The organism is Halomonas getboli (genome assembly GCF_023094245.1).
Classification (GTDB): Bacteria; Pseudomonadota; Gammaproteobacteria; order Pseudomonadales; family Halomonadaceae; genus Halomonas; species Halomonas getboli.
Map to the genome: position 1 here is coordinate 25,711 of NZ_JALMEW010000002.1, position 12,241 is coordinate 37,951.

Sequence of the window (12,241 nt, forward strand, 5' to 3'; positions counted from 1 at the left end):
CCGCGAACGCATCAGGCGACGGCGATGTCAGGCAGACAGCGTCTGCTTCAGCCGGGGGCTGGCGAACTCGCCGATCAGCGTGATCACCGCCAGCGCCAGCAGCAGCCAGGGCCACTGCACGCCGAACTCCAGGGTGGCGATGCCCAGGGCGTCGAGGAACACCACCACGATGCCCAGGGGGCTAACGTAACGCACCATGAACAGCCACAGGGCATGCACCGCCGGCGGCAGACCGAGCTCCTCGCGCATGGCCTCGCCGTTGAGCACGAAGCCCGCCAGCAGGGCCACGCCCAGGCCGCCGAGCGGCATCATCCAGCGCGAGGTCAGGTAGTCCAGCCAGCCGAAGAAGTTCTTGCCGCCCAGGGTCCACTCGGCGCCGACGTTGAACGACAGCATGGCCAGGGTGCTGATGATCCACAGCACGATGCCGACACCCCAGGCCGCCGTGCGACGCGAGATGCCCTTGTTGTCGGTCAGCCAGGACACGGTGGCCTCGACCATGGAGATCGACGAGGTCAGCGCGGCCATGGACAGCATGACGAAGAACAGCGCGCCGAACAGGGTGCCCAGCGGCATGGCCTGGAAGGCCAGCGGCAGGCTCATGAAGATCAGCCCCGGGCCGCTGCCCGGCTCCATGCCGTTGGCGAAGATCACCGGGAAGATCGCCAGGCCGGCCATCAGTGCCACCAGGGTGTCGGCTGCCGCCACGCTCAGGGTGGTACGGCCGATGGAGGCATTGCGCGGCAGGTAGCTGCCGTAGGTCAGGATCGCGCCGGAGGCCAGCGACAGGGTGAAGAAGGCATGACCCATGGCCGCCAGCATGCCTTCGCTGGAGAGGCTGCCGGCGTTGAAGGCGAACAGGAAGTGGACCGCCTCGCCGAAGCCGCCGGAAAAGGCGCCATAGACGATCATGATCACCAGCATCACGACCATGCCCGGCATCATCCAGCCGACGCTCTTCTCGATGCCGGCCTGCACGCCCTTGCCGACGATCACCATGGTGGCGAGCGTGACCAGGGTGCTCCAGAAGCCCAGATTGAGCGGATTGGCGTTGTTGGCGCCGAAGATGGCCGCCATGTCGTCCACGCTGGAGCCGGCCAGGCCGCCGGTCAGCATCTTCCACAGGTAGGAGAAGGACCAGCCGGCCACCACCACGTAGAAGCACAGGATCATGAAGCCGCACAGCATGGCCATCCAGCCGAGCAGCGACCAGGCCGAGGCGCCCTTCGATTCGGCACTCACCCGGCGGATGGCGTCGATGGGGCTGCCGCGGCCGCGGCGGCCCAGGGCGATCTCGGTCATCATCACCGGCACGCCGATGGCCAGGATGCAGGCCAGATAGACCAGCACGAAGGCCCCGCCGCCGTATTCGCCGGTCATGTAGGGGAACTTCCAGACGTTGCCCAGGCCGACCGCGGAGCCGGTCGCCGCCAGGACGAAGCCCCAGCGGCCCAGCCACTGAGTACGGGGTTGTGAGTCGTTAGTCATGTCACACCAGGGATCACGGAACTGTTGTTGTCGCCGCCACGCAGCATGGGGCCACCGCAGGGCGGCCATTGTGACGGATTTTATCGTGGTTGGGCAGGGAGACGGCGGATTGTTCTGGTTTCCGCCTCCCGCCCTGACCGGTTCTCCGGCCGTATCTGGACGCTATCAGTCGTCCTTGAGCACGCCCCGACGGATCTGGTCCTCCTCGATGGATTCGAACAGGGCCTTGAAGTTGCCTTCACCGAAGCCGTCATTGCCCTTGCGCTGAATGATCTCGAAGAAGATCGGGCCGATCACGGTCTCGGTGAAGATCTGCAGCAGCACGCCCTGCTCCGGCGCGCCGTCCACCAGCAGGTTCAGCTCGCGCAGCTCCTCGAGGTTCTCCTCGTGGTTGGGCACGCGCTGGTCGACCTTTTCGTAGTAGGTGTCCGGGGTGGTCAGGAACTGGATGCCGTTGGCCTTCAGCGCCCGCACCGTGGCGTAGATGTCATCGGTGGCCATGGCCAGGTGCTGGATGCCCTCGCCGTTGTACTCGCGCAGGAATTCGGCGATCTGGGAGTTGTCGTCGGCGGACTCGTTGATCGGGATGTGCATCTTGCCGCAGGGCGCGGTCATGGCGCGGGAGAAGAGCCCGGTCTTCTTGCCGGCGATGTCGAAGTAGCGCAGCTCGCGGAAGTTGGCCAGGCGCGTGTAGAAGCCGGCCCAGACGTCCATCTGGCCGCGGTCGACGTTGTGCGTCAGATGATCGAGCACCTGCAGGCCGACGCTGTTGTCACCGGCCGCGCGGCCCTCGATCGGCGCGAAGTCGATGTCATAGATGCTGCGGCCGTCGGCGTCGAGCCGGTCGTCGACGAAATACAGCAGCGAGCCGCCGATGCCTTCGACCGCCGGAATGCCGACCTCACCCTCGCCCACCGGCACCTCTACCGGCTTGGCACCGCACGCAACGGCGCGCTCGAAGGCCTGGCGGGCGTCGTCCACCTTCCAGGCCATGGCACAGGCGGAGGGGCCATGAACGCGAGCGAACTCGGCGGCGTGGCTGCCCGGCTCGGCGTTGAGCACGAAGTTGATCTGCGCCTGCTGGAACAGGAAGACGTTCTTGGAACGGTGCTTGCGCGTCTCGGTGAAGCCGAGCTGCAGGAACAGGCGACGCAGCGCCTCAATGCCCTCGGCGGTGGGCGCGCTGTACTCGACGAAGGCAAAGCCGTCGGTGCCGAGCGGATTGGTGGTGTCGGCCTGGGTCGCCTGAGCGGGAGTGCCTTGGACGGGGGCGTTCATGCAGAACCTCCGGGGTGCTTGTGATTGTGGTCTCCGGGCCTTGGCCCTCGAAGTGCCCCCAGAGTAGTGCGCCCCGCGGCAGGCCGGAATCCGCTGCGGGGCCCGGCATGACGCCGCCGGGCGGCGTTTTTCGCCTCGCGGTGTAAAGTTTTCATGACAGCACCGATCATGCCCGCGTTCGCCCGGCCGAGGCGGCAAGTCTCGCTGACACGGCGTCAACTTGGCTTTACACCTTGCCGACCTCCGGATCGGCCAGCAGGCGCTCAACGCTCTCGACCTTGTCATCCATATGCTGCTCGCGGTCGGTCCGCGTGCCCAGCTTGAGGGTCGAGGTGATACGTGGCGCCCCCATCTCGTGCACCGTCTCGTGGCAGCGCTTGACCACCGCCATGACCGCGTCCCAGTCCCCTTCGATGTTGGTGCCGTAGGCATGCATCCGATAATCCAGCCCGGAGGCCTCGATCACCCGCTGGCAGGCCGCGACCTGGGGCGAGACCGACACGCCGACACCCATCGGCACGACACACAGATCCACGATGACGTGCATGATATTGCCCTCTTAAATATTAGCTTGTTATAAAAAAGTAACGTGAGTTGTCAGAAACGCCCACGCCTGATCTATGCTAACGCCTTGTAATAGAACAATCGGAATCACGCCACCTCCCGCTTTCACACACCGGCTGCCCCGACTCTGAAGGACCAGGAGGAACCATGACCAGCGACCCACGTCTCGGCCCCATCGCCCTGCCCGACACCAGAGCCCGACGCGTCTTCGAGAAACTGCTCGACGGCTCCGGCATCACCCTCAACGGCTCGGCCCCCGCGGACATCCGCGTCTACCATCCCGACTTCTTCTCCCGCGTTCTGCACCAGGGCACCCTGGGGCTCGGCGAGGCCTACATGGACGGCTGGTGGGAATGCGAGCACATCGACGAACTGGCCCACCGGCTGCTGCGCCATGGCCTGGGCGAACATGCCCAGTCCAAGTCCGAGCGGCTGATGTATCGCCTACAGTCCGGCTTCTTCAACCTGCAGAGCCGGGCGCGCGCGCACATCGTCGGCGAGGCCCACTACGACTTCGGCAACGACCTCTTCGAGCGCATGCTCGATGACACCATGTGCTACTCCTGCGGCTACTGGAAGGACGCCGACAGCCTGCTCGAGGCCCAGCGCGCCAAGCTCGAACTCGCCTGCCGCAAGCTGCGACTCGAGCCCGGCATGCGGGTGCTCGACATCGGCTGCGGCTGGGGCAGCTTCGCCGAGCACGCCGCGCGGCATCACGGCGTCGAGGTCACCGGCATCACCATTTCCAGGGAGCAGGCAGAGCTGGCCCGCCAGCGCTGCGAGGGGCTGCCGGTCGAGATCCTGCTCGAGGACTACCGCGAGCTCGACGGCCAGTTCGACCGCGTGGTGTCCATCGGCATGTTCGAGCACGTCGGTCACCGCAACTACGACACCTACTTCGAGACCGTGAAACGCCTGCTGCCCGCGGACGGTCTGTTCGTGCTGCATACCATCGGTTCCAACACCTCGGAGATCAGCGCCGACCCCTGGATCAATCGCTACATTTTCCCCAACGGCGTGCTGCCCTCCGTCAAGCACATCGCCAGGAGCAGCGAGCAGCACCTGCTGATGGAAGACTGGCAGAACTTCGGCGCCGACTACGATCGCACCCTGATGGCCTGGCTCGAGAACTTCGACGCCCACTGGGACGAGATCGCCGACCGCTACAACGAGCGTACACGGCGGATGTTCCGGTACTACCTGGGCATCTGCGCCGGCGCCTTCCGGGCTCGTAACCTGCAGCTGTGGCAGGTGGTGTTCTCGAAGGGACGCGAAGGACGCTACGACGCCCCGCGCTGAACCTCCCGCCCCGTTCTCTTCGGGCGCCGTCGACGGCGCCCGATTCGCTGCCGCCCTACTTGCGTGACTGCCTCGAACGGCCAACAATGAGCGACTTATTTGGCCGGCCTGAGACATTCTGTCGTCAATTTCCTACAATCGATGACGCTAATCACCTACGCCCGATGGTCAATACCGGCTCCTGGCCACGCATGTATTATAATTTACTTAATAAAAAATAAAGATCGCGCGACGCGCTCCGCAGACCGCGCGAACTCAACGACACTCCTGTACGCAGCAGGAACTCATCAGAGAACACCCATGTCTCCCATCGACGTCATGCCGTGCAGGGAACGGCTCGAGCCGGTGAGGGTCCTGGAGTTGGCCGATCAGCTGCCCGGACTGATCTTTCAGCTGCATCGCAGCGCTGACGGCCATCTCCATTTCCCCTTGCTGATGGGCAGCGGTATCCAGCTGCTGGACCTGGAACCGGAACGCCTGGCGGAGAACGCCAAGCCGGCCCTGGAGCAGATCCACGAGGACGACTACCCCGCCCTGATGGCGGCCATCGAGCGTTCCGAGCGTGAGTGCACGCCGATCATCCTCAAGTTCCGCTTCCATCTCAAGGCGAGTCGATGCCGCTGGATCGCCGTGCGCGCCCAGCCCCAACGCACCGAGACCGGCGTGCTCTGGCACGGCATGATGCTCGACATCAGCGAGCAGGTCGCCGAAGAGGAGCGCCTGCGGCAACTGTCGGACAGCGATGCCCTCACCGGGCTCGCCAATCGCCGCAAGCTGCTCGCGCGGCTGGATGAAGAGATCTCGCTGAGCAACCGTCACGCCACGCCGCTGTCGCTGGTGATGATCGACCTCGACCACTTCAAGGCGATCAACGATACCTGGGGGCATCTGCAGGGCGATGCCGTGCTGCGAGAGCTGGCCGACTGCTGCCGCATGCTGCTGCGCGAGGAGGACCTGCTGGCCCGACTCGGCGGCGAGGAATTCGCCCTGCTGTTACCGCTGACCTCCCAGGGCAACGCTGCCCAGCTGGCCGAACGCCTGCGCCGGGTCATCGCCGACCACCATTTCGAAGGGGTCGGCAGCGGCCGGATCACCGTCAGCCTCGGCATCACCGAGCACCGGGTCGGCGACGCCCGCGACAACCTGCTGCAGCGCGCCGACGCCAGCCTCTATCGGGCCAAGCACCGAGGCCGCAATCGCGTCGTGGCCGACGACTGACGCAGGCTTACTGGGCGAGATCGCCGTCCATGGCGTGTATCCTTGTCGCTTTATCGACGCCGCTCGGAGCCGCCATGACCGCCATCGACCAGACCCTCGCCCGCGTCTTCGGCTACCCCGACTTCCGCCCCGGCCAGCGCCCGGTCATCGAGGCCGTGGTCGCCGGCCGCTCGGCGGCCGCCATCTTTCCCACCGGCTCGGGCAAGTCGCTGTGCTATCAGCTCTCCGCCCTGCACCTGCCCGACCTGACGCTGGTGGTCTCGCCGCTGCTGGCGCTGATGCAGGATCAGCTGGCCTTCCTGCAGCGCCACGGCATCGCCGCCGCCAGCCTCGATTCCTCCCAGAGCAAGGACGAAGCCCGGGCGGTAATGGACGGCGTGGCCCGCGGCCAGATCCGCATCCTGATGGTCTCGGTGGAGCGGCTCAAGAACGAGCGCTTCCGCGCCTTCATCCGTCGCGTGCCGATCTCGCTGCTGGTGGTCGACGAGGCGCACTGTATCTCCGAGTGGGGCCACAACTTCCGCCCGGACTACCTGACCCTGCCCACGACGCGCCACGAGCTCGGCATTCCCCAGGCGCTGCTGCTGACGGCCACCGCCACCCCGAAGGTGATCGAGGACATGCGCCGTCACTTCGCCATCGAGGCCGGGGACGTCACCGCCACCGGCTTCTATCGCCCCAACCTGGACCTGCAGGTAGCCCCGGTAGCGGCCGACGAACGGCCCCGGCGGCTGGTCGAGTGGCTGCGCCCGCGCGTCGAGGGGCAGATCTCCGGCGCCACCGTGGTCTACGTCACCCTGCAGCAGACCGCCGAACGCATGGCCGCCTATCTCGGCACCGCCGGCCTGCCCGCCGCGGCCTATCATGCCGGCCTCGACGCCGAGACACGCGCCCGCCGCCAGGACGACTTCATGGCCGGTCGCACGCCGGTGATCGTTGCCACCATCGCCTTCGGCATGGGCATCGACAAGAGCGACATCCGCGCCGTGGTGCACTTCGACCTGCCCAAGTCGGTGGAGAACTACAGCCAGGAGATCGGCCGCGCCGGGCGCGACGGCGCCCCGGCCGAGTGCCTGATGCTGGCCGGCCGCGATCATCTCAGCGTGCTGGAGAACTTCACCTACGGCGACACCCCGGAACGCGACGCCATCGCCCGGGTGACGGCGACGCTGCCTGCCCCCGGCGACGACTGGGCCTTCACCCTCAACACCCTCTCGCGGGACAGCGACATCCGCCCGCTGCCGCTCAAGACGCTGCTGGTGCATCTCGAGCTCGAAGGCGTGATCCGGCCGCGCTTCAGCTACTTCGCCGAATACCGCTTCCGCCTGGAGGAGCCCGCGGAGTCGCTGGTGGCCCGCTTCCAGGGCGAGCGCCGAGCCTTCGTCGAGGCGATCCTCGAGGCGTCGTCGAAGGCGCGCACCTGGTACCGGCTGGACCTCGAGGCCCTGGCCCGGCTCGGCGCCGAGCGCGGCCTCGACGCCTCGCGCCAACGGGTGATCACCGCCCTGGACTACTTCGCCGACAAGGACCTGATCACGCTGGAAAGCAAGCAGATGACCGAGGTCTACGAGGTCCTGCGGGCCGTCGACGAGCCCCTGATCACGCGACTGCACCAGGCCTTCGTCGACAAGGAGCAGGCCGAGATCGACCGGCTGCACGCCATGCTGGCCCTGTTCGAGGGCGACGGCTGCCTGACCCGGCGGCTGGCGGACTGGTTCGGCGATGCCGCCGCCCCCGAGCGCTGCGGGCACTGTTCGGGCTGCCGCGGCCAGATCTCGTCGCTGCCGTCTCCGCCGCCCCCGGCGCCGCTCGCGGCGAAGGACGCCGGCGCCCTGACCGCGCCGCTGCGCGAACGACTCGCTGCCGCCGGCGAAGGCGAGGCCGCCACGCCGACGCTGCTGGCCCGCTTCCTGTGCGGGCTGACCTCGCCGCGGCTGACCCGCCACAAGGCGCGCCAGCTCGACGGCTTCGCCGCGCTGGAGACCTACCCCTTCGGCGAGGTGCGCGACTGGCTGGCCCGCGCCGCCTGAAGCGCCGCCTTCATTCGTCTTCCGCCCCGATGCCGTGGCGCTTGAGCTTGTTGGCGATGGTGGTGTGCGAGACACCCAGCCGCCTGGCCAGCTGGCGGCTGGACGGGTGCTGCGGATAGAGGCTCGACAGCACCCGGCGCTCCACCTCGCCGAGAATGTCAGCCAGCGAGCCGTCGAGGTCGATGCCGGCGAGCCCCGGCGCACGGCCCACCTCGGGCAGGCGCAGATGCGCCGGCTCGACGATGCCGCCCTCGCACAGCGACACCGCCTGGAACAGCACGTTCTCCAGCTGGCGCACGTTGCCCGGCCAGTGGTAGGCCGACAGCCGCGCCACCGCGGCCGGCGACAGACGCGGCATCGGGCAGCCGATCTGGGTGGCGGCGCGATCGATGAAATGCGCCGCCAGCGCCTCGATGCCGTCCAGACAGTCGCGCAGCGGCGGCACCTCCAGGGTCAGCACGTTGAGGCGGTGATAGAGATCCTGGCGAAAGCGCCCCTCGGCGCACAGGCTCGGCAGGTCCTGCTGGGTAGCGCAGATCACCCGCACGTCCAGGTAGGTCTCGTCGTCGCTGCCCACCCGGCGGAAGCCGCCGTCCTGCAGGAAGCGCAGCAGCTTGACCTGCATCCGCGGACTGGTCTCGCCCACCTCGTCGAGGAAGATGGTGCCGCCGGCGGTCAGCTCCAAAAGCCCCAGCTTGCCCTCGGGGCGCGCGCCCTCGAAGGCCCCCGGCGCATAGCCGAACAGCTCGGTCTCGGCCATGGATTCCGGCAGTCCCGCACAGTTGAGCGCCATGAACGGCGCCTGGCCCCGCGGGCTCGCCAGGTGACAGGCCCGGGCCAGCAGCTCCTTGCCGGTGCCGGTCTCGCCCTGGATCAGCAGCGGGGCGTCCAGCGGCGCCATGCGCCGGGCCTCGCCGATCAGCGCCTCCAACCGCGGGCTGGCCTGGAACAGCGACTCGAAGCCGCGCAGCTCCTGGCGCTGCACCTGATAGATGCGCTCGCCGATGCGGTCGGCGCGGTGCAGGGTGACCACCGCTCCGGCCAGCGAGGCCACGTCCGACTGCTGCTCGCGGTGCAGCGGCGAGATGTCGGCCAGGAACACGGTGTCGCGCAGCTTGACCCGCAGGCCGTTGACCCGGGCGTTGTTGCGGCGGATCAGCTCCGGCAGGTCCAGGTCGGGCAGGTAGCGATCCAGCGACAGCCCCGGCACCTCGTCGACCCGTACGCCCAGGAGCTGGCCGGCGGCGCGATTGGCGGCCACCAGATGGCCCTCCATGTCGATCGACATCACCGGGTCGGAGAGCGACGACAGCAGCGCGTCGAGCTCGAGGTGGCGGCGCTCGCTGGGCATCAGGCTGACCCGACGCACGCCGAACACCCCCGGTACCTGCTCGAGCTCGGGCTTGAGCGTGGCCAGCTGGGCATTCAAGAGGTTGGGCACGTGCAGGTAGATGGCGTTGCCGTGCTCGCCGCCGACCTCGCCGTGGGCCACGTTGAGCCCGTAATCGGCGAAGTGGGCCACGATATCGCGCAGGATGCCGATGCGGTTCTGGCAGTGGAATCTCAGGCGCATGAAAGGCTCGCAGGTCGAAAAAATGGACCGGACCGCCACAAGAGCGTCAGCCCGGCGTGACTCATCTGTAAAGATAACGTGACGATAAGGGCGCCGCGACGCCGATACCATGCGCCTTTGGGCGCATCGGCCCCACGAAAACGGCGAACCGTAACGTATTCTTTACGACCGAGCGCCTTCCGACGCCCACACGCGCATCCTGAAGGCCCCACCTGCCCCGACGCCGCGCCTAGACTGCAGCCATCCCCTTGAGGCCACGACAATTCCAATACCGTGACGGGAGCAACCATGAAGGCTCAAAGCGCCCCCAAGAAGACCGCCTACCAGGCCAGGAAGCCGGACGCCAGCGGCCACATCGCCTGGAGCGAGCAGGAAAACGCCATCTGGCGCACGCTGATGGAGCGCCAGGTCGAGCTGCTGCCGGGCCGCGTCTGTCAGGAATACCTTGACGGCATGGAGCGCCTGGCGCTGCCGGTGGATCGCATTCCCCAGCTGGCCGAGGTCGACGCCGTGCTGCGCGAGGCCACCGGCTGGGAAACCGCCCAGGTGCCGGCGCTGATTCCGTTCGACACCTTCTTCGAGCTGCTGGCCAATCGCCGTTTCCCGGTGGCCACCTTCATCCGCACGCCGGAGGAGCTGGACTACCTGCAAGAGCCGGACATCTTCCACGAGATCTTCGGCCACTGCCCGATGCTGACCAATCCGGCGTTCGCCGAATTCACCGCCACCTACGGCCGCCTGGGCCTCGAGGCCACGCCCAAGGAGCGCGTCTACCTGGCCCGGCTGTACTGGATGACCGTGGAATTCGGCCTGGTCGACACCACCGAGGGCCGGCGCCTCTACGGCGGCGGCATCATCTCCTCGCCGAAGGAGACGCTGCACGCCCTGTCCGATGCGCCCGTGCACGCGCCCTTCGATCCGCTGGATGCGCTGCGCACGCCCTACCGGATCGACATCCTGCAGCCGCTCTACTATGTACTGGATAGCCTGGAGACGCTGCACGAGCTGGCCGGCCGCGACATCATGGCCATGGTCCACGAGGCCATGGAACTCGGGCTGTTCGAGCCGCGCTTTCCACCCAAACCCAAGCCCGCGCCGGCCGAAGCGGCCAGCGCCTGAAGACAGCGTCCTGAATCGGCCCCCTTGCCCATGTCCTTTGGCATAAGCCCCTTGCATCGGCGGCCGATCGTCACCACGACAATTCCAACACCCCTGCATCTAGCCAACGAGGAGTCATCATGAGCGAGCTTTCCGAACAGCAGTGCGAAGCCTGCAGCTGGGACGCCCCCCACGTCACCGAGAGCGAGATCGAGCAGTATCGCCGCGATATCCCCGAGTGGCAGATCGTCGAGCGCGATGGCATCATGCAGCTGGAGCGGGTCTTCACGTTCCGCAACTTCCGGCAGGCCCTGGCGTTCACCAACCGGGTCGGCGAGATCGCCGAGGAAGCCGGTCACCACCCCGCCCTGCTGACCGAATGGGGCAAGGTCACCGTGACCTGGTGGTCCCACGAGATGAAGGGTCTGCATCGGAACGATTTCATCCTAGCCGCCAGAACCGACGAGGTAGCGAAGTAAATGTTCGAACAGATTGAGCGGGTTCCCGGGGATGCCATCCTCGGGCTCATCGAGGCCTTCAAGAAGGACCCCAATCCCCAGAAGGTCGATCTCGGTGTCGGCGTCTATCGCGACGCCCAGGGCAACACCCCGGTGATGCGCGCGGTCAAGAAGGCCGAGGCCCTGCTGCTCAACAACGAGACCACCAAGACCTACATCGGTTCTCACGGTGCCCCGGCCTACGGCGACGTGGTGCTGCCGATGGTGTTCGGCCAGGGCTCCCCGGTGCTCGAGGCAGGCCGCGCCAGCGCCACCCAGTCCCCCGGCGGCACCGGCGCGCTGCGCCTGGCGGCGGACTTCATCGCCACCCAGCTGCCCGGCAAGGACATCTGGGTCAGCGACCCGACCTGGCCGAACCACCTCGGCATCTTCCCGGCGGCCGGGCTCACCCTGCACAAGTACCCCTACGTCGACGCCGACAACCGCCTCGACTTCGACGGCATGCTCGGTGCCCTGAAGCAGATCCCCGAGGGCGACGTGGTGCTGCTGCACGCCTGCTGCCACAACCCGACCGGCTTCGACCTGTCCCAGGATCAGTGGAAGCAGGTACTGGAGGTGCTCAAGGAGCGCAAGCTGCTGCCGCTGGTCGACTTCGCCTACCAGGGCTTCGGTGAAGGCCTGGACGAGGATGCCTTCGCGCCGCGCCTGCTGGCCGAAAACCTCGACGAGGTGATCATCACCAGCTCCTGCTCCAAGAACTTCGGCATCTACTGCGAGCGGACCGGCTGCCTGATCATGGTTGCCAAGGACGCCGAGCAGAAGGAAAACGTGCGCTCCCAGGTGGCTATCGTCGCCCGCGAGAACTACTCCAACCCGCCGGCTCACGGCGGCGCCATCGTCTCCGAGATCCTGCACTCCGACGAGCTGACCGCCGTCTGGCGCGAGGAGCTCACCGAGATGCGCGACCGCATCAACACCCTGCGTCGCGACTTCGTCGAGGCTCTCAAGCCCTACGGCCTGGACGAGAAGTACGCCCACGTGGCCGAGCAGCGCGGCATGTTCTCCTACACCGGCCTGACGCCGGAACAGGTGGACCGCCTGCGCGACGAGTTCAGCATCTACATGGTGCGCTCCGGCCGCGCCAACGTGGCCGGCTTCTCCCACGAGAACCTGCCCTACCTGGCCAAGGCGATCGCCGCGGTCAACGACTGATCGGCCTAGGCCGTTCGGACACG

Annotated in this window: 10 protein-coding genes; 6 read left to right on the plus strand and 4 right to left on the minus strand. The window is 67.1% G+C overall.

Features of this window, described 5'->3' with window-relative positions; all coding sequences use genetic code 11:
* Positions 1-27: 27 nt before the first annotated feature.
* The 3 genes from MYL53_RS05045 to MYL53_RS05055 all read right to left on the minus strand — a co-directional run bounded on the left by MYL53_RS05045 (position 28) and on the right by MYL53_RS05055 (position 3,313).
* On the minus strand, positions 28-1,488 hold the full coding sequence (locus MYL53_RS05045) for a sodium-dependent transporter (protein WP_247852450.1): 1,461 nt from the start codon (positions 1,486-1,488) through the stop codon (positions 28-30).
* 165 nt (positions 1,489-1,653) lie between these two features.
* Entirely contained in the window at positions 1,654-2,766 is a 1,113-nt protein-coding gene (gene hppD, locus MYL53_RS05050) for a 4-hydroxyphenylpyruvate dioxygenase (RefSeq protein ID WP_247852452.1), read from the minus strand.
* 226 nt (positions 2,767-2,992) lie between these two features.
* The gene (locus MYL53_RS05055; RefSeq protein WP_247852454.1) at positions 2,993-3,313 is read right to left on the minus strand and encodes an MTH1187 family thiamine-binding protein; all 321 of its coding nucleotides are present in this window, start codon (positions 3,311-3,313) and stop codon (positions 2,993-2,995) included.
* 164 nt (positions 3,314-3,477) lie between these two features.
* On the opposite strand from MYL53_RS05055, the gene cfa reads away from it, so the two are divergent.
* The 3 genes from cfa to MYL53_RS05070 all read left to right on the plus strand — a co-directional run bounded on the left by cfa (position 3,478) and on the right by MYL53_RS05070 (position 7,877).
* A complete protein-coding gene (gene cfa, locus MYL53_RS05060; RefSeq protein WP_247852455.1) occupies positions 3,478-4,629 on the plus strand; it encodes a cyclopropane fatty acyl phospholipid synthase in 1,152 nt (383 codons plus the stop codon).
* 300 nt (positions 4,630-4,929) lie between these two features.
* Positions 4,930-5,847 carry a sensor domain-containing diguanylate cyclase gene (locus tag MYL53_RS05065; protein ID WP_247852456.1) on the plus strand — a complete coding sequence of 306 codons (918 nt, stop codon included), beginning with the start codon at positions 4,930-4,932 and terminating at the stop codon, positions 5,845-5,847.
* A 74-nt stretch (positions 5,848-5,921) separates the two neighbouring features.
* Positions 5,922-7,877 (plus strand): RecQ family ATP-dependent DNA helicase, encoded by a 1,956-nt coding sequence (locus MYL53_RS05070; RefSeq protein WP_247852458.1) that lies wholly within the window; start codon positions 5,922-5,924, stop codon positions 7,875-7,877.
* A 10-nt stretch (positions 7,878-7,887) separates the two neighbouring features.
* Here the strand turns inward: MYL53_RS05070 and MYL53_RS05075 are convergent, their stop codons facing one another.
* Entirely contained in the window at positions 7,888-9,450 is a 1,563-nt protein-coding gene (locus tag MYL53_RS05075; protein WP_247852459.1) for a sigma-54-dependent transcriptional regulator, read from the minus strand.
* A gap of 288 nt (positions 9,451-9,738) precedes the next feature.
* Between MYL53_RS05075 and phhA the strand changes: the two genes are divergently transcribed.
* The 3 genes from phhA (at position 9,739) to MYL53_RS05090 (ending at position 12,218) form a co-directional block, all read left to right on the plus strand.
* On the plus strand, positions 9,739-10,569 hold the full coding sequence (phhA, locus tag MYL53_RS05080) for a phenylalanine 4-monooxygenase (protein ID WP_247852462.1): 831 nt from the start codon (positions 9,739-9,741) through the stop codon (positions 10,567-10,569).
* Between the two features lie 119 nt (positions 10,570-10,688).
* On the plus strand, positions 10,689-11,027 hold the full coding sequence (locus MYL53_RS05085) for a 4a-hydroxytetrahydrobiopterin dehydratase (protein ID WP_035596035.1): 339 nt from the start codon (positions 10,689-10,691) through the stop codon (positions 11,025-11,027).
* A complete protein-coding gene (locus MYL53_RS05090) occupies positions 11,028-12,218 on the plus strand; it encodes an amino acid aminotransferase (RefSeq protein WP_247852464.1) in 1,191 nt (396 codons plus the stop codon). It begins immediately after the preceding gene.
* Positions 12,219-12,241 lie beyond the last annotated feature (23 nt).